This is a genomic window from Pseudomonas sp. MWU318 (assembly GCF_016756945.1).
GTDB lineage: Bacteria > Pseudomonadota > Gammaproteobacteria > Pseudomonadales > Pseudomonadaceae > Aquipseudomonas > Aquipseudomonas putida_A.
The window spans coordinates 12,354-33,247 of the sequence record NZ_JAESJL010000015.1; the positions used below are offsets into that span (position 1 = coordinate 12,354).

Here is a 20,894-nt window from a genome sequence, read left to right on the forward strand (position 1 = left end):
CGGCGGCGAATGAGACTGTGCAATGCGTGATCTGAGTGAACAGGAAAAATTCTGGCAGGGCGATTTCGGCAACCAGTACGTCGATCGCAACGTCGGTCAGCCGTTGGTCGCGGCCAACCTGGCGTTGTTCGCCAAGGCCCTGAGCCGCGCCGGGCGCATCGACAGTGTGCTTGAGCTGGGCACCAATGCCGGCAACAACCTGCAGGCGCTGCATCAACTGCTGCCGCACAGTGAATTGTTCGGCGTCGAGATCAATGAAAGCGCCTGTGCTCAGGCGCGGGCACTGGGCATCGCGCAGATCTGGCACGGCTCGCTGTTCGACTTTCCGCGCGAGCGCAGTTACGACCTGACTCTGAGCAAAGGTGTGCTGATCCATCTGGCGCCGGAGCTGCTGCCGACCGCCTATGCGCAGTTGTATGCGTTGAGCCAGCGCTACATCCTGATCGCCGAGTACTACAATCCGGCGCCGGTGGAAGTGGCCTATCGCGGCAACAGCGGCAAACTGTTCAAACGCGACTTCGCTGGGGAAATGCTTGATCGCTATCCGGATCTGCAACTGCTCGATTACGGCTTTGTTTATCACCGTGATCCGCAATTCCCGGCGGACGACGTCACCTGGTTCCTGCTGGAAAAACGTTCTTGAGCAGCGTTGCAATCATCCCGGCCCGTGGCGGCAGCAAGCGCATCCCGCGCAAGAATCTGCTGCCGTTCGACGGCGTGCCGATGATCGTTCGCTCGATCCGTACGGCGCTCGACAGTGGCCTGTTCGAACAGGTCGTGGTCAGTACCGATGACGCCGAAATTGCCGAGCTGGCGCTGGCACACGGTGCGCAAGTGCCGTTCCTGCGTCCTGCTGAACTGGCGGATGATTTCACCGGCACCGCTGCGGTGATCGTGCATACCTTGCAGCAACTGCCAGCCTTCGATTACGCCTGCTGCGTGTACGCCACGGCGCCGTTGTTGCAAGGTCGTTTTCTGCGCGAGGGATTCGATTTGCTGCAGCAGCACCCGGACAAAGCCTTTGCGTTCTCCGTGTGCAGCTTTGGTTTCCCGGTACAGCGGGCGCTGACGCTGGACGGGCAGGGCGCATTGACCGCGTTGTACCCGGAATTTCGCCAAACCCGCTCGCAGGATCTGCCCGAGGCCTTTCAGGACGCCGGCCAGTTCTACTGGGGCCGCAGCGAGGCGTGGTTGCGCGGTGAAGTGTTGTATTCGTCCGCGAGTCTGCCGGTCATTCTGCCGCGACATCTGGTGCAGGACATCGACACACTGCAAGACTGGAAACGCGCCGAATACCTCTACGCCGCGCTCAAGGCCGGCGGAGAACTGCAATGAGAGTGTTGATCCGCGCTGACGCTTCGCCGACCATTGGAAGTGGCCACATCGCCCGTTGTCTGACGCTGGCGCGAGTACTGCGCAAGCAAGGCAGTCATGTCGCCTTTGCCTGCCGGCGGTTGCCCGGGCATCGGCTCGATGCCTTGGCTGCCGAAGGTTTCGAGACCTTCGCCTTGCCGGACGTCTACCCCGACGAAGACCCGCAGCAAGCCATCGAATCGATGCTGCCGTGGCAGGCGGACATTGAGGCGCTGGACGCGCTGGCAGGTCACGCTGCATTCGACTGGATCATTGCCGACCACTACGGCCTTGACCATCAGTGGCAGACCGCTGCCCGTCGTTGGGCGCCTCGGATCGCGGCAGTGGACGATCTCGCCACCCGCCGTTACAGCGTTGATCTGCTGCTCAATCAGAACCTGTCCGGTCTCAGCGCAAACTATGCGCCGCTGCTGCCCGAAGGCTGCCGCACCTTGCTCGGCCCGCGCTACGCCATGCTGCGCGAAGAGTTCGTCTGCCCGGCCATTGCGATCAAACCCAAGGCGCGGCGGGTGCTGGTGAATTTCGGTGGTTTCGATGCGGCGATGCAGACCCACCACGCGATGTTGGCGCTGAAGGATTTCGCAGAGCTGGAAGTGGATTTCGTCGCCGGTGCAGACAATCCTGCGTGGGCGCAAATGCAGGCACTGGCCGCAACACGGCCGCATTGGCGCCTGCACAGTTTCGTCAGCGATTTCCAGCAACGCATGACCGCGGCCGATCTGTTTATCGGCGCCGGTGGCGGCACCAGTTGGGAGCGTGCAGCCCTCGGCCTGCCGACGATCTGCATCGCGGTATCGAATAATCAGCAGGCCAACGGCGAAGTCATGGCAGCGGCGGGGGCGCATGTGTTCATGGGCGCCCGCGAGCAGGTCAGCGTCGAACAACTGCGCGACGCCATTGGTTTTGTCGTCGACAATTTCTATCTGCGCCAGAGTCTGGCCGAGCGTTCACGGCAACTGGTCGATGGGCGCGGTGCGTTACGCGTGGCGGCGGCGCTGGCCGGTGCGGTGCTCAAGCTGCGCCCGGCGACCCTCGATGATGCGCAATTACTGTTCGACGGGCACAATGCCGAGGCTGTACCCCGTTGGTCACTGGACATTGGCGCAATCGAATGGCCGCAGCACCTGAACTGGCTGAATGCGAGCCTGCGCAATCCGCAGCGTCTGCTGTTGATTGCCGAGGCCGATGACGGCGCGGTCGGCGTCTTGCGTTATGACCTGCGCGGCTTTGAAGCCGAAGTGTCGCTGTATCTGCTGGAAGGACGGCTCGGTCTCGGCTGGGGCAGGGCGCTGCTGGCGCGAGGCGAGGCGTTCGTCCGCGAGCACTGGCCGCAGATGACCGTTATCACCGCTCAGGTGCTGCGGGGCAATCGCCCCTCTTTGAATGTGTTTCGTGACGCCGGATTCACCCAGAATGCCTGCGCGTTCACCAAGGTTTTGAAGGATCACCGCGATGAGTAGTTTCAAGATTGGCGAGCGTCTGATCGGTGCCGATGCGCCGCCTTTCATCATTGCCGAGATGAGCGGCAACCATAACCAGTCGCTGGAGGTCGCTCTGCAGATTGTCGAGGCCGCCGCCAAGGCTGGCGCGCATGCCTTGAAGTTGCAGACGTACACCGCGCAGACCATGACTCTGGATCTGGCCGAGGGCGAGTTTTTCATCAAGGACCCGAACAGCCTGTGGGCCGGTACTTCGCTGTACGACCTGTACGAGAAGGCCCACACCCCGTGGGAGTGGCACGCGCCGATTTTCGCCCGGGCCAAAGCGTTGGGCATGCTCGCGTTCTCGACGCCGTTCGATGACACGGCGGTGGACTTTCTCGAAAGCCTCGATGTGCCGGCTTACAAGATCGCCAGTTTCGAAAACACCGATCTGCCATTGATCCGCCGTGTGGCCGCGACCGGCAAACCGCTGATCATCTCCACCGGCATGGCCAGCATCGCCGAGCTCGACGAAACCGTGCGCGCCGCCCGCGAGGCAGGGTGCAAGGATCTGGTGCTGCTCAAATGCACCAGCACTTACCCGGCAACCCCGCTCAACAGCAATGTGCGCACGATCCCGCATCTGCGTGAACTGTTCGGTTGCGAGGTAGGTCTTTCCGATCACTCCATGGGCGTTGGCGTGTCCGTGGCCGCTGTGGCGCTCGGGGCGACGGTGGTGGAGAAACACTTCACCCTCGACCGTTCGGCGGGCGGGGTCGATGCCAGTTTCTCGCTGGAACCTGCAGAGCTGGCCAGTCTGGTGGTGGAAACCGAACGTGCCTGGCAGGCCATGGGCCAGGTGCATTACGGCGTCACCGAGGCCGAGCGCAAGTCGCTGATCTATCGCCGTTCGCTGTACGTCACTGCCGACATGGCGGCCGGGGAAGCCTTTTCCGGGGACAATCTGCGCGCCATTCGCCCAGGTCTCGGTCTGCCGCCCAAGCACACCGATGCCGTCCTCGGTCGCCGCGCTCGTCAGGCGATCAAACGTGGCACGCCGCTGGACTGGTCGTTGGTCGAATAACCCGATCTGCAACCGATTCGGCAAAATAGCGTGACCTGCGAGTCATAACGCGCATCTTCACTGTATTGTATTGACCGGGGAGATGGCGCCTGGCCGTGTAATCGGTTCCAGTGATAGCCCTTTGCGCTCCCCGTGGCTGCCCGTTGTGGCGGCCGTTTTCTGTTTGTCGGCGCCCCTCGAATCCTTGCGAGCGGTGGTTTTGGGCTGTTTTTTATTGGGAAGCCGTAATGATTGGCATAAAAAGCATTGCGAGCTACGTTCCTGTAGCCGGCGTGGACAATTACGCACAAGGTGCAAAATTCGAGAAGGATGAAGAATTCATCCTCGGCAAAATCGGTTCGGCCTTCCTGCCGCGCAAAGACGCTGAACAGGAAACCTCCGATCTGTGCGTGGAAGCGGCCAATGCGCTGTTTGCCAGCAACCCTGAACTGAAGCGTGAATCGATCGACGCACTGATCGTCGTCACCCAGAACGGTGACGAAGAAGGTCTGCCGCACACCGCTGCCATCGTCCAGGACAAGCTCGGTCTGCCGACTAATGTCGCGGCGTTCGACATTTCTCTGGGTTGCTCCGGTTACGTCTACGGCATTTACGCGATCAAGGGCTTCATGGAAGCCGCCGGCCTGAAGAATGGCCTGCTGATCACCGCTGACCCGTATTCGAAAATCGTCGACCCGGAAGATCGCAACACCACCATGCTCTTCGGCGATGCCGCCACGGCGACCTGGATGGGCGAAGATCCTTCATGGGCGCTGGGCAAGGCCAAGTTCGGCACCGACGGTTCGGGCGCACCGCACCTGAAAGTCACCGATGGCGTGTTCTTCATGAACGGCCGTCAGGTGTTCAACTTCGCGCTGCTCAAAGTCCCGGCGCACTTGCACGAATTGCTCGACGACTCCGGCCTGAAGGCTGATGACATCGACGCCTTCTGCATTCACCAGGGCAGTGCGGCGATTGTCGATGCGGTGGCGCGGCGTTTCGAAGGCGAGCCGGAGAAGTTCATCAAGGACATGGTCGAGACCGGTAATACCGTGTCGTCGAGCATCCCGCTGCTGCTGGAGAAACACGTACTCGATTCCGACTGGCAGCGCATTGCCCTGAGCGGTTTCGGTGTCGGTCTGTCGTGGGGCTCGGCGATCATCTATCGTCCTTGAGTCGGTCAAAAACGGCGGATACAAAAATAGCGTTCAAGGTTACCCTTGAACGCTATTTTTTTGCCCGAACGAAACGCGAGGCGTCATGAGCGAGTTTTTCCAACCCAACGCCCAGGTCATCCAGCAACGCTGGCCGGCGTTGTTCGAGCGGTTGCTGGCTGAAGACACCTCAGTCGTTCAAGCCGAACTGGTGCAGGGCTCGGGCTCGACGCTCAGCGTCAATGGCATTCAACTGACCAGCCGCCACGACCGGGTCCACGAAGCCCGCATCCAGGCGGCCAGCCTGGCGGAAAAACCGCAGTTGCATGTCTACGGCACTGGCCTCGGCGATTTGCCGACGGTGCTGCTGGAGCGCGCTGGCCTTGAGCGGTTGTACGTGCACATCCTCAATGGCGCGTTGTTTGCGCTGGTGCTGCAGCTGCTCGATCAGCGCCAATGGCTGGAAGATCCGCGCGTGCAGCTGTTCCATGCCGGTGATCTGTCAGACATCTGCACACCGTTTTTCGCCCTGCCGGCGGAGATGCTGCTGGCTGATGACTTCAATGCGAAGATCCGCGATCGGCTGGTCAGCGAAGTGCACCTGAGCTTCAACAATCGCGAGTTCGATCCAAACTTGCCGTTCATTCAACAGCGCTTGCAGGACTGCCTGCCGGTTTTGCTGGGCGATGACGATGTGGCGCAGTTGTTCGGCAGCGCCATTGGCCGGGAAATCTATGTGATCGGCACCGGGCCGACGCTGGAAGGGCATTTCCAGCGTCTGGCGGCGGTGCACGCGCAGGCTGAACGTCCATTGTTGATGTGCGTCGATACCGCTTACCGGCCACTGCGCGAACACGGCATCGTCCCGGATCTGGTGGTCACCATCGATCAGCGCATCAGCTTTCGGCATTTGCCGTTCGAGGACTCCGCTGGCATCCCGCTGGTGTATCTGCCCATGAGCGATCCTGCGGTGCTGACCGCGTGGAAGGGCAAGCGCTATGGCGGTTACTCGGCCAGCCCGGTGTACGCCGCGTTGCGTGAGCAATATCCGCGCGGGCAGCTGCATGTCGGCGGCAGCGTGATTCATCCGGCGGTGGATCTGGCGGTGAAGATGGGGGCATCGCGCATTACCCTGTTCGGCGCCGACTTCGCCTTCCCGATGAACAAGACACATGCTGGCTGGAATGACGGTGATCTGGGGCCGGGGGTCGATCAGGCGCGGCACTGGGTACAGGACGGCCATGGCCAGCGGGTCAGCACCCAACTGAACTTTCGCGGCTATCTGTGTGTGCTGGAGCGCTATATCGCCGCGCATCCGCAGGTGCAGTTTTTCAACAGCAGTCGCGCGGGCGCACTGATCGCCGGGACGCAGTTCAATCAGGAGTTTGTGCAATGAGGACGATTGAGCAGTGCGTCGACGAGTGCCGTCAGTGCGCCGGGCTGTTTCGTCTGGGGCGTGATGTCGAGGCGGCGCTGGATATGGTCGATGTGTTCGAGGGCGCTCAACAGTTGCTGATAGTTGCGCCTGCGCCGATTCAGCAGGACTGGGCCTTTGTACTCACGCACATGCTCGATTGTCAGGAGCGTCAGGACTGGTTGGGGCTGGCGGACTGGATGGAATACGAGCTGATCGAAGTGTTGCAAAAAGCACGATCGGCAAAGTGAGCGACCGCACTGGCCCGCGGCTTTACGCGCGGGTCGGTTTTATGGCGTCATTTTTTCGCAGGTGGGAGGGCGCTAAGCCCTTGTTTTCTCGGGGGTGGCAGGGTGATGGCAAATTTTTTTCAAAAAACCCTCAAGCAACCTGCCAACCCGACGATAACTATTACGAAGGTTCTCTAGGCCATTCCAGGCGGTTGCCAGGGCCGGAAGCCGCAGTACCCAACCAACGAGGAATTCGTCATGGCTTTAACAGTAAACACCAACACCACGTCGCTGAACGTTCAAAAGAACCTGAACCGTGCTTCCGACGCTCTGTCGACTTCGATGCAGCGCCTGTCTTCCGGCCTGAAAATCAACAGCGCTAAAGACGACGCTGCCGGCCTGCAGATCTCCACTCGTATGCAATCGCAAATCCGTGGTGGCAACCAGGCTATCCAGAACGCCAACGACGGTATCTCCGTTGCTCAGACCGCTGAAGGCGCTCTGCAAGCGACTACCGACATTCTGCAGCGTATGCGTGAACTGGCTGTTAAAGCACGTACCGGCACCAACGGCACTGCTGACCAAGCAGCGACCAACAAAGAATTCGCCGACATGTCGGACGAAATCACCCGTATCGCAGCTTCTACCAACCTGAACGGCAAAAACCTGCTGGACGGTTCGGCTGGTACTGTGACTCTGCAAGTTGGCGCAAACACCGGTACTGCCAACCACATCGACCTGGTACTGAGCTCCAAGTTCGACGCCGTCAGCCTGTCCGTGGACAAAGGTACTCTGGCTCTGACCGGTACTGACGCTGCTACCGCTGGCTCCAACATCGACAGCGCTATCACTGCAATCGACGCTGCTATCGCTGCGATCGGTGATACCCGTGCCAGCCTGGGTGCTTCGCAAAACCGTCTGACCAGCACCATCGCCAACCTGCAGAACATCGTTGAGAACACCACTGCTGCACAGGGTCGTGTACAAGACACCGACTTCGCCGCAGAAACTGCTAACCTGACCAAGCAGCAAACTCTGCAGCAGGCTTCGACCTCCGTTCTGGCTCAAGCCAACCAACTGCCTTCCGCTGTACTGAAGCTGCTTCAGTAATTTCGGAATGAGTTCGGGCGGGGGAGTGCGCTAGTCGTGCTCTCTCGCCTTTTTACGTTAGGAGGTGATGAGCATGGACATGAGCGTGAAGCTTAACCAGTCTTATCCGGCTCCCAGGCCAGTAACACCGGTTGCTGACAAACCGTCAGAGACGCCTGAAGTTGCCAAGGTGCAAGCGCCGGTCGCGGCCAAGAGTCAGGACACGGACGGTGCCAAGTTGAAACTGGCGGTGCAGGAGATCGAAAAGTTTGTTCAGTCGATCAAGCGCAATCTGGAGTTCTCTATCGACGAGCATTCCGGGAAGGTCATCGTCAAGGTGATCGCAAGCGAGACGGGTGAGGTCGTTCGACAGATCCCTTCCGCAGAAGCCCTCAAACTGGCAGACAGTCTCGCCAACGCGAGCCACGTATTGTTCGACGCCAAGGTCTGAGAGCTGGCATGAATAGTGTTTGTCTTTCTTGATGACGCCGGGAAGGGTCAAAAGAACGGCAGCAAATTGAAGGGAGATGCACATGGCAAGTCCAATTTTACCGGGTACGGGCCTGGGTTCCGGCCTGGACATCGGTGCGATCGTTACTGCGCTGGTCAATGCCGACAAGTCGCCGAAGCAGACGCAAATCGATACTGCGACCAAAGCCAATACGCTGAAGATTTCCGGCATCGGTTCGTTGAAGAGCGCGCTGACGGCGTTCCAGACGGCAATGACCAATCTGAGCAGCAAAACCAACCCTGCGTTTGCCGGCTTCACCGCCACTTCGGCCAATACGTCGGTTCTGAACGCCACTGCCGACAGCACCGCGGTAGCGGGAAGCTACAACGTTGTTGTGACTCAACTGGCCACGGGCTCGAAAGTCGCCAGTGCCTCTTTCGCCGGCGGCGCCTCCAGTGCCATTCCGAGTGGTACTCTGAAAATCAGTCAGAATGGCATTGATTACAATGTCGACATCCCGGCCGATGCCACGTTGCAGACCACCCGCGATGCCATCAACAAGGCTCAGGGCGCCAACGGCATTTCCGCCAACATCGTGACCGACGCTAATGGCGCTTCGCGTCTGGTGATCAGTTCGAGCAAGACCGGCGAAGGTTCCGACCTCACCGTCAGCGGTATTGCCGGTCTGGAAATCGATGGCACCAAGGCGATGAGCAGCACCCCGGCGGCAGGTGATTCGGGCGCCGTCAACGGCGTTGCAAAAAATGCCCAGTTGACCATCGACGGCCTCCAGGTCAGCAGCAAAAGCAATACGGTTTCCGGCGCAATCAGTGGCCTGACTCTGAATCTGACGACTGTCAGCGCTAACGCGAACTCCCCGACTGTTGTCAGCGTAGATGCCAACACCAAAGGCTTGCAGACCTCGATTCAGTCGTTTGTCGATGCTTACAACACGTTGAAGACCACCATCGATACGCTGTCCAAGGCGACGCCGGACGCCGATGGCAAGCTGACCGTGCAAGCGGCCTTCACTGGCGACGCGATGCCGCGCGCGCTGATTGCCGACGTGCGTGCCGAGTTGACGGCCAAGGGCGCTGGCGGTCCGTTGGCCGTACTGTCCCAGCTGGGCGTAATGACCGATCGCAACACCGGTAACCTGACGTTTGATACCGCTGCTTTCAACAAAACCATGGCCCAGCCAGGCATGACTGGCCAGGTTCAGCAGTTGTTCACCGGCACTGATGACACCAACGGTCTGTTGGCACGCATGAGCAAGGCCGTGGATCCGTACCTCAAGCCTGCGGCGGGTGATATCACCGGCAGCGGTCTGCTTGATCAGCGCATGGCCATCCTCAACAAAAACACGCGCAATCTTACCGATCAGCAATTGGCACTGGATCTGCGTGTAGCTAACCTGACCAAGACACTGACCGCGAAATACAACGCCATGGATCTGTTGGTCGGGCAGATGAAGGCCACGGCGAGCAATATCACGTCGTTCTTCAGCTCGCTGAACGCTCAGCAGTCCGCGAAGTAACAAGCAGGAACGACAAAAACCCGGCTACGCTTTATCGGCGTGCGCCGGGTTTTTGTCTTTTGATCTAAAGTTCTGTGGCTCGTTGGCGATACACTGGTTATACGAGTCAATGTGGCAAATGAGGTAGAACATGAATCCAATGTTAGCCCTTCGGCAATACCAGAAAGTCGGCGCGCACGCCCAGACATCCGAGGCGAGCCCGCACCGTCTGGTGCAAATGTTGATGGAAGGTGGTCTGGAGCGCATCGCTCAGGCCAAGGGCGCTATCGAGCGCAAGGATATTCCCGCCAAGTGCACGGCCATCAGTAAAGCCGTTGGCATCATTGGTGGGCTGTGTGAAGGCCTGGATCTGGAAAACAGTGCTGATTCGGTAGGTGAGCTCAACCAGCTTTACATCTACATGATGAAGCGACTCGCTGAGGCCAACGTCAAGAGTGATCCGAAGATACTTGACGAAGTTGCCGGCCTGCTGCGCACCGTCAAGGAAGGCTGGGACGGCATCGCTCCGCCAGGCCCCCAGTTTTAAGGAGAGCACCATGAGTCTTGTATTGCAGCGAATCGCCGACACCCGTGAAGCGCTGGTCAGTGCGCTGGCCGAACGCAACTGGGAAGCCATTGGCGAGCTGGATCTGGCTTGCCGTTCCTGCATGGAAGACGTCATGGCCGAGGCCTCGCTGGATGAGGAGGCCCTGCGCAGTAACCTTGAGGAATTGCTCCACGTTTACAAGGAGCTTCTGGAGGCGGCCATGGGTGAGCGGCAGGCGATAGCCAACGAGATGTCGCAGATCACCCAAGCGCAAAAGGCGGCAAAGGTTTACCATCTGTTTGGTTAATTAACCCCCAGTTAATCCAGACATGTGCGCCATAAATTTGACTGTGCACGGTTTTTTGACTTAACTAGTGGCTGTTTTCAGATTTCAGGCGTCTACAGGCACAAGGTGTCCTGCAAGCGTCTCGCTTGCCCCATTTTTCGGGCATTGAGTTGACTAGGGAAGTTGCTATTGCATGTGGCGTGAAACCAAAATTCTGCTGATCGATGACGATAGCGTCCGCCGCCGCGACCTGGCGGTGATTTTAAATTTTCTCGGCGAAGAAAATTTACCCTGCGGCAGCCATGACTGGCAGCAGGCTGTCGGCTCTTTGTCATCGAGTCGTGAAGTCATCTGTGTACTGATCGGGACGGTAAATGCTCCGGGTGCACTTTTGGGCTTGTTAAAGACACTCTCGACGTGGGATGAGTTCCTTCCGGTTTTGCTGATGGGCGATAATTCTTCCGTCGACCTGCCGGAAGACCAGCGCCGCCGGGTGCTTTCGACCCTGGAAATGCCTCCCAGCTACAGCAAACTGCTCGACTCCCTGCATCGTGCCCAGGTCTATCGCGAGATGTACGACCAGGCCCGCGAGCGTGGCCGTCATCGCGAGCCCAACCTGTTCCGCAGCCTTGTGGGCACCAGCCGGGCGATTCAGCACGTGCGTCAGATGATGCAGCAAGTGGCTGATACCGACGCCAGCGTGCTGATCCTCGGCGAGTCCGGCACCGGCAAGGAAGTGGTTGCGCGCAACCTGCATTACCACTCCAAGCGTCGCGACGCGCCATTTGTGCCAGTCAACTGCGGAGCGATCCCGGCAGAGCTGCTGGAAAGCGAACTGTTCGGCCACGAGAAGGGCGCCTTCACCGGCGCGATCACCAGCCGTGCCGGGCGTTTCGAGCTGGCCAACGGCGGTACGCTGTTCCTCGATGAAATCGGCGACATGCCCTTGCCGATGCAGGTCAAGCTGCTGCGCGTGCTGCAGGAGCGCACCTTCGAGCGCGTGGGCAGCAACAAGACCCAGAGCGTCGACGTGCGCATCATTGCCGCGACCCACAAGAATCTCGAAAGCATGATCGAGATCGGCACCTTCCGCGAAGACCTCTACTATCGCCTGAATGTGTTCCCGATCGAGATGGCGCCGCTGCGTGAGCGCGTCGAAGACATCCCGCTGTTGATGAACGAACTGATTTCGCGCATGGAACACGAAAAGCGCGGTTCGATCCGTTTCAACTCGGCGGCGATCATGTCCCTGTGTCGCCACGGCTGGCCGGGCAACGTCCGCGAATTGGCCAACCTGGTGGAGCGCATGGCGATCATGCATCCGTACGGGGTGATCGGCGTGGTCGAGTTGCCGAAGAAATTCCGCTACGTCGACGACGAAGACGAGCAGATGGTCGACAGCCTGCGCAGCGATCTCGAAGAGCGCGTGGCGATCAACGGTCATACACCGGACTTCACCGCCAACGCGATGCTGCCGCCGGAAGGCCTGGACCTCAAGGACTACCTCGGTGGTCTGGAACAGGGCCTGATCCAGCAGGCGCTGGACGACGCCAATGGCATCGTGGCGCGTGCCGCCGAACGCCTGCGCATTCGTCGCACCACGCTGGTGGAGAAGATGCGCAAGTACGGCATGAGCCGGCGCGAAGGTGATGAACAGGCGGATGATTGACGCCTGTTTTTCAACGCCTTCATTTATAAGCAGTTTTTTTTAGGCACGGGTATTGCTACAGCCCTCGCAACGTTCCGTTTAACTGACGGTCAGCCAAGCGAGAGAACACAATGCCCCACGCCCAGATGTCTTCTGCCTCCAATGTCGAGGGGCTACCGCCGTCAGTAGAGCAGGCGAGCCGTCAGGGTCTTGAGCAGGCGTTCGCGCTGTTCAATCAGATGTCCAGTCAGTTGACCGACTCCTACAGCATGCTTGAGGCCCGGGTTACCGAACTCAAGGGCGAGCTGGCGGTGGTCAGTGCCCAGCGCATGCAGGAGCTGGCCGAAAAAGAACGTTTGGCCAACCGTCTGCAAAACCTCCTTGATCTGTTGCCCGGTGGCGTCATCGTGATCGACGGCCACGGCATGGTTCGCGAAGCCAACCCGGCGGCAATCGATCTGTTGGGGCTGCCGCTGGATGGCGAGTTGTGGCGCCACGTCATCGCCCGTTGCTTCGCCCCGCGTGAAGACGACGGTCATGAAATCTCCCTGAAAAACGGTCGACGCCTGTCGATTGCCACACGCTCGCTGGATGCCGAGCCGGGGCAACTGGTGTTGCTCAATGACCTGACAGAAACCCGCCACCTTCAAGATCAACTGGCGCGCCACGAGCGTCTGTCATCGTTGGGGCGCATGGTCGCCTCGCTGGCCCATCAGATCCGCACGCCGTTGTCCGCCGCGTTGCTCTACGCCAGTCATTTGACTGAGCAGGAATTGCCGGTCGCCACCCAGCAGCGTTTCGCTGGCCGCCTCAAAGAGCGTTTGCACGAGCTGGAGCATCAGGTGCGCGACATGCTGGTGTTCGCCCGGGGCGAGTTGCCGCTGACCGATCGCATCACCCCCAATGCCTTGATGCAATCGCTGCAGGCGGCGGCGCTGACTCATGTGCAGGATTTGCCCATTCGCTGGCAGTGCGACAGTCATGTCGGCGAATTGCTGTGCAACCGCGACACCCTGGTCGGGGCGATTCTCAATCTGATCGAAAACGCGATTCAGGCCAGCGATGGCAACGTGCGCCTGAAGGTGCATTGCTACACCCGCGACAACAGCCTGCGCCTGTGCGTCAGCGACAGTGGCAGCGGCATCGAGCCGTTGGTGCTCGAGCGTCTCGGCGAGCCATTTTTCACCACCAAAGTGACCGGCACCGGGCTTGGCCTGACGGTGGTCAAGGCTGTGGCGCGGGCACATCAGGGAGAATTGCAGCTGCGCTCACGAGTCGGGCGCGGCACGTGCGCGCAGGTGATCCTGCCGCTGTTTTCCGCTGTACAGGGAGCTGAGTAAACGTCATGGGCATCAAGGTTTTGCTGGTCGAGGATGACCGCTCGTTGCGCGAAGCGCTGGCCGACACGCTGTTGCTGGCAGGCCACGACTACCACGCGGTCGGCAGCGCCGAAGAGGCGTTGCAGGCGGTCGAGCGCGAAGCGTTCAGTCTGGTGGTCAGCGACGTCAACATGCCCGGCATGGATGGCCATCAACTGCTCGGTTTGCTGCGTGCCCGGCAGCCGCAATTGCCGGTGCTGCTGATGACTGCGCACGGCGCGGTCGAGCGTGCGGTCGATGCGATGCGTCAGGGCGCGGCGGATTATCTGGTCAAGCCGTTCGAGCCCAAGGCTCTGCTGGACCTGGTGTCGCGCCATGCCTTGGGCAGCATCAGCATTACAGATTGCGAAGGCCCGGTGGCGGTCGAGCCGGCCAGTGCGCAGTTGCTCGAACTGGCGGCGCGGGTGGCACGCAGCGATTCCACAGTGTTGATCTCCGGCGAGTCCGGTACCGGCAAGGAAGTACTGGCGCGTTACATCCACCAGCAATCTCACCGTGCGAGCCAGCCGTTCATCGCGATCAACTGCGCGGCGATTCCTGACAACATGCTTGAAGCCACGCTGTTCGGTCACGAGAAAGGCTCGTTCACCGGCGCCATCGCAGCGCAGGCCGGCAAGTTCGAGCAGGCCGATGGCGGCACCATTCTGCTCGACGAAATTTCCGAAATGCCCCTGGGCCTGCAAGCCAAGTTGCTGCGGGTGCTGCAAGAGCGTGAAGTCGAGCGCGTCGGTGCGCGCAAGCCGATCACCCTGGACATTCGCGTGGTCGCCACTACCAACCGTGATCTGGCCGGCGAAGTGGCGGCGGGGCGTTTCCGTGAAGACCTTTTTTACCGTCTGTCGGTTTTCCCCCTGGCCTGGCGTCCACTTCGCGAGCGCACTGCCGATATCTTGCCGCTGGCCGAGCGGTTACTGAACAAGCACGTCAATAAAATGAAGCATGCGGCGGCGAAACTTTCGCCGCAAGCTCAGGCTTGCCTGACCCACTACCCGTGGCCGGGCAACGTGCGTGAGCTGGATAACGCGATTCAACGGGCGCTGATTCTGCAGCAGGGCGGTTTGATCCAGCCACAGGATTTCTGTCTGACCGGCGCAGTGACTTTTAGCGCAGCGCCGGCTGTCGCGCCGCCGCAACCGCAGGTGCGCGAGATTGAAGTCGAGACCGAGTCCGCCGGTGCGCTGGGCGATGACCTGCGCCGTCGGGAGTTCCAGATGATCATCGACACCCTGCGCACCGAGCGTGGCCGGCGCAAGGAGGCTGCGGAAAAGCTCGGTATCAGCCCGCGAACCCTGCGCTACAAGCTGGCGCAGATGCGTGATGCCGGGATGGACGTCGAAGGCTATCTGTTCGCTACCTGACACTGCGCCTTCGCGAGCAGGCTCGCTCCCACAGTTTTTTGCAGTGTTTGTAGTTGAGCCACAGCCTCTAGCCGCTTTTATGAAACAAGATCAGCCGAGCTGGCACCCTTGTTGCTAACACCTGTGTACCCGCCGAGTGAGTGTCAAAAAATTGCGGGCCGCCCAAGAGAGTAGACCATGAGCCAAGGTATTGAATTCAATCGGTTGATGATGGACATGAAGGCCATGAAAATGGACGCCATGGCCACGCCGAAATCGACTGCCGCCGTCCCTGAACTGGCAGGCAGCAGCTTTTCCGACATGCTCGGTCAGGCCATCAACAAAGTCAGCGATACCCAGCAGGCGTCGACTCAGTTGGCCAACGCATTTGAAATCGGCAAGAGCGGCGTCGATCTGACGGACGTGATGATCGCCTCGCAGAAAGCCAGCGTGTCGTTCCAGGCTCTGACCCAGGTGCGCAACAAACTGGTTCAGGCTTATCAAGACATCATGCAGATGCCGGTTTAAGGACGAGATTGAGTCATGGCAGAAGCAGTCGCCGATAACGTTCCGGCCAAGGCCACCCCGATAGACGGCAAACCGCCGCTGTTCGGCCTGTCCTTCCTGGAAAACCTCTCCGAGATGACCATGCTGCGTCAGGTGGGCCTGTTGGTCGGCCTGGCAGCGAGCGTGGCGATTGGCTTTGCCGTGGTGCTGTGGTCGCAGCAGCCGGATTACCGTCCGTTGTACGGCAGCCTTGCCGGCATGGACGCCAAGCAGGTCATGGACACCCTGGCCTCCGCCGACATCCCTTACACCGTCGAGCCGAACTCCGGCGCCTTGCTGGTCAAGGCTGACGACCTGTCCCGTGCGCGGATGAAACTCGCGGCCGCTGGTGTCACTCCCAGCGACGGCAACATCGGTTTCGAAATCCTCGACAAGGAACAGGGTCTGGGCACCAGCCAGTTCATGGAAGCGACCCGTTACCGTCGCGGCCTCGAAGGCGAACTGGCGCGCACCATCTCCAGCCTGAACAACGTCAAGGGCGCTCGCGTGCACCTGGCGATTCCGAAGAGCTCGGTGTTCGTGCGTGATGAACGCAAGCCAAGCGCTTCGGTACTGGTCGAGCTGTACTCCGGGCGTTCGCTGGAGCCGGGTCAGGTGGTGGCGATCATCAACCTGGTGGCGACCTCCGTGCCTGAGCTGAGCAAATCGCAGATCACCGTCGTCGATCAGAAGGGCAACCTGCTCTCCGATCAGGCGGAAAACTCCGAAATGACCATGGCCGGCAAGCAGTTCGATTACAGCCGCCGCATGGAAAGCATGCTCACTCAGCGCGTGCACAACATTCTGCAGCCGGTACTGGGCAACGATCGCTACAAGGCTGAAGTCTCGGCCGACATCGATTTCAGTGCCGTCGAATCGACCGCCGAGCAGTTCAACCCGGACCAGCCGGCGTTGCGCAGCGAGCAGTCGGTCAACGAACAACGCACCGCCAGCAATGGCCCGCAAGGTGTGCCGGGTGCCCTGAGCAACCAGCCGCCGGCGCCGGCTTCGGCCCCGCAAACCACCGGTGGCGCGCAGGGCTCTACCGGCATGATTCAGCCAGGTCAGCCACTGGTCGATGCCAACGGTCAGCAGATCATGGACCCGGCCACCGGCCAGCCGATGCTCGCGCCGTACCCGGCGGACAAGCGTCAACAATCCACCAAGAACTTCGAGCTCGACCGTTCCATCAGCCACACCAAACAGCAGCAGGGTCGCCTGAATCGTCTGTCGGTGTCGGTGGTGGTCGACGATCAGGTCAAGGTCAACGCGGCCAACGGTGAAACCACCCGCGCGCCGTGGAGCGCCGACGAATTGGCGCGCTTCACCCGCCTGGTGCAGGACGCGGTCGGATTCGATGCCAGCCGTGGCGACAGCGTCAGCGTGATCAACATGCCGTTCTCCGCCGAGCGCGGTGAAGTGGTCGCCGATATTCCGTTCTACTCCCAGCCATGGTTCTGGGACATCGTCAAACAAGTGCTGGGTGTGTTGTTCATCCTGGTGCTGGTGTTTGGTGTGCTGCGTCCGGTGTTGAACAACATCACCGGCGGCGGCAAGGGCAAGGAGCTGGCCGGTCTGGGCAGCGACGTGGAACTCGGTGGCATGGGCGGCCTGGACGGCGACCTGGCCAACGACCGCGTGAGCCTCGGTGGTCCGCAGAGCATTCTGTTGCCGAGCCCGAGTGAGGGTTACGACGCACAACTGAATGCAATCAAGAGCTTGGTGGCCGAGGATCCGGGTCGCGTGGCTCAGGTCGTGAAAGAGTGGATTAACGCAGATGAGTGATAACCGAGCCGCAACCGTCAAACTGAACAAGGTCGACAAAGCCGCGATTCTGCTGCTGTCCCTGGGTTCGACCGATGCCGCGCAAGTGCTGCGCCATATGGGCCCGAAAGAGGTTCAGCGGGTCGGTGTGGCCATGGCCCAGATGGGCAACGTCCATCGCGAGCAGGTCGAGCAGGTCATGAGCGAGTTCGTCGACATCGTCGGCGACCAGACCAGCCTCGGCGTCGGCTCCGACGACTACGTGCGCAAAATGCTCACCCAGGCGCTGGGCGAAGACAAGGCCAACGGCCTGATCGACCGCATCCTGCTCGGGGGCAACACCAGCGGCCTCGACAGCCTGAAATGGATGGAACCGCGCGCGGTTGCCGACGTGATCCGATATGAACACCCGCAGATCCAGGCCATCGTGGTGGCGTACCTCGACCCGGATCAGGCCGGTGAAGTACTGGGCAACTTCGACCACAAGGTGCGTCTGGACATCATCCTGCGTGTCTCGTCGTTGAACACCGTGCAACCGGCAGCCCTGAAAGAGCTGAACCAGATTCTCGAGAAGCAGTTCTCCGGCAACTCGAATGCCTCGCGCACCACCCTGGGTGGCATCAAGCGTGCGGCGGACATCATGAACTTCCTCGACAGCTCGATCGAAGGCCAGCTCATGGACTCGATCCGCGAAGTCGACGAAGACCTGTCCGGTCAGATCGAAGACCTCATGTTCGTGTTCAACAACCTGGCCGATGTCGACGACCGTGGCATTCAGGCGCTGTTGCGCGAAGTGTCCTCCGACGTGCTGGTACTGGCCCTCAAGGGTTCGGACGAAGGCGTCAAAGAGAAGATCTTCAAGAACATGTCCAAGCGAGCGGCCGAACTGTTGCGCGACGACCTCGAGGCCAAAGGCCCGGTGCGCGTCAGCGACGTGGAAACCGCGCAGAAAGAAATCCTCACCATCGCCCGTCGCATGGCCGAGGCCGGCGAAATCGTGCTCGGTGGCAAGGGCGGCGAGGAAATGATCTAAGCCCATGGACAAGCATGACGAGTCAGTGACGGATCTGATCCGCGCCCGCGATGTCCGTGGTTTCGAATCCTGGGCGCTGCCCAGCTTCGATCCGCCAAAACCGGAACCCGAGCCGGAACCGGAGCCCGAGCCGCCGGAAATGGAAGAAGTGCCGCTGGAAGAAGTCCAGCCACTGACCCTGGAAGAGCTCGAAAGCATCCGTCAGGAGGCTTACAACGAGGGCTTTGGCATCGGCGAGAAAGAGGGTTTTCACAGCGCCACGCTGAAGGTGCGTCAGGAAGCCGAAGTGGCGCTGGCGGCGAAACTGGCCAGCCTCGAGCAACTGATGACCCACCTGTTCGAGCCAATTGCCGAGCAAGACACTCAGATCGAAAAGTCGCTGGTCGACCTCGTGCAACACATCACCAGACAGGTGATCAAGCGCGAGCTGGCCATTGATTCCAGCCAGATCGAACACGTCATGCGCGACGCGCTCAAGCTGCTGCCGTTGGGCGTGGAAAACGTGCGTCTGTACGTCAATCCGCAGGACTTCGAGCAGGCCAAGGCCTTGCGCGAGCGTCACGAGGAATCCTGGCGCATCGTCGAAGACGACTCGCTGCTGCCGGGCGGTTGCCGGGTTGAAACCGAGCACAGCCGCATCGACGCCAGCATCGAGACCCGCGTGACTCAGGTCATGGCTAAACTGTTCGACCAATTGCACGAACAGGCTCTGCACCCGGCCGCGCCGGACCTGAGCCTGGACATTCCTGAAGAAAGCCAACTGGCGGCTGCGCCTGAAGAGCCGCTCGCGGACACCCCCGATGCGCCTTGAACGCACCAGTTTCGCCAAGCGCCTCAGCACCTATGCCGACGCCACTGAAATCGCCGGCGCGCCGATTCTCGAAGGCCGCCTGCTGCGCATGGTCGGCCTCACCCTTGAAGCCGAAGGCCTGCGCGCCGCCATGGGCACGCGCTGCCTGGTGATCAATGACGACAGCTATCACCCGTCCCAGGTGGAAGCGGAAGTCATGGGCTTCTCGGGCAGCAAAGTCTTTCTGATGCCGGTCGGCAGCGTCGCCGGCATTGCCCCGGGCGCCCGTGTGGTGCCGCTGGCCGAAACCGGGCGCCTGCCGATGGGCATGAGCATGCTCGGTCGCGTCCTCGATGGCGCCGGACGTGCGCTGGACGGCAAGGGCGGAATGAAGGCTGAAGACTGGGTGCCGATGGACGGCCCGACAATCAACCCGCTCAACCGCGACCCGATTCACGAACCGCTGGATGTCGGCATCCGTTGCATCAACGGTTTGCTGACGGTCGGGCGTGGTCAGCGTCTGGGCCTGTTCGCCGGTACCGGTGTCGGTAAATCGGTGCTGCTGGGCATGATGACCCGTTTCACCGAGGCCGACATTATCGTCGTCGGTCTGATCGGTGAGCGGGGTCGAGAAGTTAAAGAGTTCATTGAGCACATCCTCGGTGAAGAAGGCCTCAAGCGTTCGGTGGTCGTCGCCTCGCCGGCGGACGATGCGCCGCTGATGCGTCTGCGCGCGGCGATGTACTGCACGCGCATCGCCGAGTATTTCCGCGACAAGGGCAAGAACGTCCTGTTGCTGATGGATTCGCTGACCCGTTTCGCCCAGGCCCAGCGGGAAATCGCTCTGGCCATTGGCGAGCCGCCAGCGACCAAGGGCTATCCGCCCTCGGTGTTCGCCAAACTGCCGAAACTGGTGGAGCGCGCCGGTAATGCGGAGAAGGGCGGGGGTTCGATCACCGCGTTCTACACCGTATTGTCCGAAGGCGATGACCAGCAGGACCCGATTGCCGACTCGGCGCGGGGCGTGCTCGACGGCCACATTGTGTTGTCCCGGCGTCTGGCCGAGGAGGGGCACTACCCGGCCATCGACATCGAAGCGTCGATCAGCCGGGTGATGCCGGCCGTGGTTTCGGCGGAGCACATGCAGCGCGCGCAGTATTTCAAGCAGTTGTGGTCGCGCTATCAGCAGAGCCGCGATCTGATCAGCGTCGGCGCTTACGTCGCTGGCGGCGACCGCGAAACCGATCTGGCAATCTCGCTGCAACCGCAGCTGACTCGCTACCAGCGGCAGGGCCTCAACGACAAGATCAACATGGGCGAGAGCCAGGCTTACCTCGAAACCCTGTTCGCGCCTGCGGCGGGCGGGTAACCGGCCATGGCCGTGAGCCGAGCTGCGCGTCTGGCACCCGTGGTGGAAATGGCCGAACAGGCCGAGAAAACCGCCGTGCAACGCCTGGGTTATTTTCAGGGCCAGGTCAAAGTCGCTGAAAGCAAACTCGCCGACCTCGACGCCTTTCGTCTGGATTATCAGGAACAGTGGATCGTGCGCGGCAGCGACGGAGTTTCCGGGCAATGGCTGCTGGGGTATCACGGCTTTCTGGCGCAACTGGACACCGCGATCGACCAGCAGCGCCAGAGTCTGGTCTGGCACCAGAACAACCTGATCAAGGCGCGAGACGCCTGGCAGGAGGCGTTTGCCAAGGTCGAAGGCTTGCGCAAACTGGTGCAGCGCTACCGCGAAGAGGCGCAACGCCTCGAAGACAAGCGTGAGCAGAAGCTGCTGGACGAGTTGTCGCAGCGCTTGCCGCGTCACGATCCTCTTGAATAATGTCAAAAGATCGCAGCCTTCGGC

Annotated in this window: 21 protein-coding genes; all 21 read left to right on the plus strand. The window is 60.7% G+C overall.

What is annotated here, in order from left to right:
- Positions 1–22: 22 nt before the first annotated feature.
- Positions 23–643: a pseudaminic acid biosynthesis-associated methylase gene (locus tag JN524_RS25770; protein WP_202371159.1), complete on the plus strand. Its 621-nt coding sequence runs from the start codon at positions 23–25 to the stop codon at positions 641–643.
- Positions 640–1,335, plus strand: a complete 696-nt coding sequence (gene pseF, locus JN524_RS25775; RefSeq protein ID WP_202371160.1) for a pseudaminic acid cytidylyltransferase — start codon at positions 640–642, stop codon at positions 1,333–1,335. Before JN524_RS25770 ends, pseF begins: the two co-directional genes overlap by 4 nt.
- Positions 1,332–2,834, plus strand: a complete 1,503-nt coding sequence (gene pseG, locus JN524_RS25780) for a UDP-2,4-diacetamido-2,4,6-trideoxy-beta-L-altropyranose hydrolase (RefSeq protein WP_202371161.1) — start codon at positions 1,332–1,334, stop codon at positions 2,832–2,834. Before pseF ends, pseG begins: the two co-directional genes overlap by 4 nt.
- The gene (pseI, locus tag JN524_RS25785) at positions 2,827–3,879 is read left to right on the plus strand and encodes a pseudaminic acid synthase (RefSeq protein ID WP_202371162.1); all 1,053 of its coding nucleotides are present in this window, start codon (positions 2,827–2,829) and stop codon (positions 3,877–3,879) included. Before pseG ends, pseI begins: the two co-directional genes overlap by 8 nt.
- Positions 3,880–4,106: 227 nt before the next feature.
- Entirely contained in the window at positions 4,107–5,033 is a 927-nt protein-coding gene (locus JN524_RS25790) for a ketoacyl-ACP synthase III (protein WP_096796272.1), read from the plus strand.
- A gap of 85 nt (positions 5,034–5,118) precedes the next feature.
- Positions 5,119–6,408 carry a motility associated factor glycosyltransferase family protein gene (locus tag JN524_RS25795; protein ID WP_202371163.1) on the plus strand — a complete coding sequence of 430 codons (1,290 nt, stop codon included), beginning with the start codon at positions 5,119–5,121 and terminating at the stop codon, positions 6,406–6,408.
- Positions 6,405–6,677 carry a hypothetical protein gene (locus JN524_RS25800; protein ID WP_202371164.1) on the plus strand — a complete coding sequence of 91 codons (273 nt, stop codon included), beginning with the start codon at positions 6,405–6,407 and terminating at the stop codon, positions 6,675–6,677. Before JN524_RS25795 ends, JN524_RS25800 begins: the two co-directional genes overlap by 4 nt.
- Positions 6,678–6,914: 237 nt before the next feature.
- Positions 6,915–7,766 carry a flagellin domain-containing protein gene (locus JN524_RS25805; RefSeq protein WP_145593068.1) on the plus strand — a complete coding sequence of 284 codons (852 nt, stop codon included), beginning with the start codon at positions 6,915–6,917 and terminating at the stop codon, positions 7,764–7,766.
- A gap of 73 nt (positions 7,767–7,839) precedes the next feature.
- Entirely contained in the window at positions 7,840–8,196 is a 357-nt protein-coding gene (locus tag JN524_RS25810) for a flagellar protein FlaG (protein WP_115987107.1), read from the plus strand.
- Between the two features lie 82 nt (positions 8,197–8,278).
- Complete coding sequence (gene fliD / locus JN524_RS25815; protein ID WP_202371165.1) at positions 8,279–9,733, plus strand: flagellar filament capping protein FliD; 1,455 nt, start codon at positions 8,279–8,281, stop codon at positions 9,731–9,733.
- A gap of 130 nt (positions 9,734–9,863) precedes the next feature.
- Positions 9,864–10,259, plus strand: a complete 396-nt coding sequence (gene fliS, locus JN524_RS25820) for a flagellar export chaperone FliS (protein WP_007966231.1) — start codon at positions 9,864–9,866, stop codon at positions 10,257–10,259.
- Positions 10,260–10,269: 10 nt separating this feature from the next.
- Complete coding sequence (gene fliT / locus JN524_RS25825) at positions 10,270–10,566, plus strand: flagellar protein FliT (protein ID WP_007966233.1); 297 nt, start codon at positions 10,270–10,272, stop codon at positions 10,564–10,566.
- A 172-nt stretch (positions 10,567–10,738) separates the two neighbouring features.
- Positions 10,739–12,214 (plus strand): sigma-54 dependent transcriptional regulator, encoded by a 1,476-nt coding sequence (locus JN524_RS25830; RefSeq protein ID WP_003222863.1) that lies wholly within the window; start codon positions 10,739–10,741, stop codon positions 12,212–12,214.
- Positions 12,215–12,339: 125 nt separating this feature from the next.
- Entirely contained in the window at positions 12,340–13,533 is a 1,194-nt protein-coding gene (locus tag JN524_RS25835; RefSeq protein WP_202371194.1) for a sensor histidine kinase, read from the plus strand.
- Between the two features lie 5 nt (positions 13,534–13,538).
- Positions 13,539–14,930 carry a sigma-54-dependent transcriptional regulator gene (locus JN524_RS25840; protein ID WP_202371166.1) on the plus strand — a complete coding sequence of 464 codons (1,392 nt, stop codon included), beginning with the start codon at positions 13,539–13,541 and terminating at the stop codon, positions 14,928–14,930.
- Between the two features lie 177 nt (positions 14,931–15,107).
- Entirely contained in the window at positions 15,108–15,437 is a 330-nt protein-coding gene (fliE, locus tag JN524_RS25845) for a flagellar hook-basal body complex protein FliE (protein ID WP_003222869.1), read from the plus strand.
- Positions 15,438–15,452: 15 nt separating this feature from the next.
- Positions 15,453–17,240 (plus strand): flagellar basal-body MS-ring/collar protein FliF, encoded by a 1,788-nt coding sequence (gene fliF, locus JN524_RS25850; RefSeq protein ID WP_027614236.1) that lies wholly within the window; start codon positions 15,453–15,455, stop codon positions 17,238–17,240.
- Positions 17,233–18,252: a flagellar motor switch protein FliG gene (gene fliG, locus JN524_RS25855; protein WP_007920042.1), complete on the plus strand. Its 1,020-nt coding sequence runs from the start codon at positions 17,233–17,235 to the stop codon at positions 18,250–18,252. The genes fliF and fliG overlap by 8 nt, the downstream gene beginning before the upstream one ends.
- Positions 18,253–18,256: 4 nt before the next feature.
- Positions 18,257–19,063: a flagellar assembly protein FliH gene (gene fliH / locus JN524_RS25860; RefSeq protein ID WP_183781883.1), complete on the plus strand. Its 807-nt coding sequence runs from the start codon at positions 18,257–18,259 to the stop codon at positions 19,061–19,063.
- Positions 19,053–20,411 (plus strand): flagellar protein export ATPase FliI, encoded by a 1,359-nt coding sequence (gene fliI / locus JN524_RS25865; protein WP_007966241.1) that lies wholly within the window; start codon positions 19,053–19,055, stop codon positions 20,409–20,411. The genes fliH and fliI overlap by 11 nt, the downstream gene beginning before the upstream one ends.
- Positions 20,412–20,417: 6 nt before the next feature.
- Positions 20,418–20,870: a flagellar export protein FliJ gene (gene fliJ / locus JN524_RS25870; RefSeq protein ID WP_202371167.1), complete on the plus strand. Its 453-nt coding sequence runs from the start codon at positions 20,418–20,420 to the stop codon at positions 20,868–20,870.
- Positions 20,871–20,894: the final 24 nt, after the last annotated feature.

Coding starts and splice junctions, on each gene's coding strand:
- fliH (WP_183781883.1), top strand. CDS start 18,257: ATGGACAAGCATGACGAGTCAGTGACGGATCTGATCCGCGCCCGCGAT.
- JN524_RS25810 (WP_115987107.1), top strand. CDS start 7,840: ATGGACATGAGCGTGAAGCTTAACCAGTCTTATCCGGCTCCCAGGCCA.
- fliS (WP_007966231.1), top strand. CDS start 9,864: ATGAATCCAATGTTAGCCCTTCGGCAATACCAGAAAGTCGGCGCGCAC.
- JN524_RS25790 (WP_096796272.1), top strand. CDS start 4,107: ATGATTGGCATAAAAAGCATTGCGAGCTACGTTCCTGTAGCCGGCGTG.
- fliT (WP_007966233.1), top strand. CDS start 10,270: ATGAGTCTTGTATTGCAGCGAATCGCCGACACCCGTGAAGCGCTGGTC.
- JN524_RS25805 (WP_145593068.1), top strand. CDS start 6,915: ATGGCTTTAACAGTAAACACCAACACCACGTCGCTGAACGTTCAAAAG.
- JN524_RS25835 (WP_202371194.1), top strand. CDS start 12,340: ATGTCTTCTGCCTCCAATGTCGAGGGGCTACCGCCGTCAGTAGAGCAG.
- fliJ (WP_202371167.1), top strand. CDS start 20,418: ATGGCCGTGAGCCGAGCTGCGCGTCTGGCACCCGTGGTGGAAATGGCC.
- fliE (WP_003222869.1), top strand. CDS start 15,108: ATGAGCCAAGGTATTGAATTCAATCGGTTGATGATGGACATGAAGGCC.
- fliI (WP_007966241.1), top strand. CDS start 19,053: ATGCGCCTTGAACGCACCAGTTTCGCCAAGCGCCTCAGCACCTATGCC.
- JN524_RS25830 (WP_003222863.1), top strand. CDS start 10,739: ATGTGGCGTGAAACCAAAATTCTGCTGATCGATGACGATAGCGTCCGC.
- pseI (WP_202371162.1), top strand. CDS start 2,827: ATGAGTAGTTTCAAGATTGGCGAGCGTCTGATCGGTGCCGATGCGCCG.
- fliF (WP_027614236.1), top strand. CDS start 15,453: ATGGCAGAAGCAGTCGCCGATAACGTTCCGGCCAAGGCCACCCCGATA.
- JN524_RS25795 (WP_202371163.1), top strand. CDS start 5,119: ATGAGCGAGTTTTTCCAACCCAACGCCCAGGTCATCCAGCAACGCTGG.
- fliD (WP_202371165.1), top strand. CDS start 8,279: ATGGCAAGTCCAATTTTACCGGGTACGGGCCTGGGTTCCGGCCTGGAC.
- fliG (WP_007920042.1), top strand. CDS start 17,233: ATGAGTGATAACCGAGCCGCAACCGTCAAACTGAACAAGGTCGACAAA.
- pseG (WP_202371161.1), top strand. CDS start 1,332: ATGAGAGTGTTGATCCGCGCTGACGCTTCGCCGACCATTGGAAGTGGC.
- JN524_RS25770 (WP_202371159.1), top strand. CDS start 23: ATGCGTGATCTGAGTGAACAGGAAAAATTCTGGCAGGGCGATTTCGGC.
- JN524_RS25800 (WP_202371164.1), top strand. CDS start 6,405: ATGAGGACGATTGAGCAGTGCGTCGACGAGTGCCGTCAGTGCGCCGGG.
- JN524_RS25840 (WP_202371166.1), top strand. CDS start 13,539: ATGGGCATCAAGGTTTTGCTGGTCGAGGATGACCGCTCGTTGCGCGAA.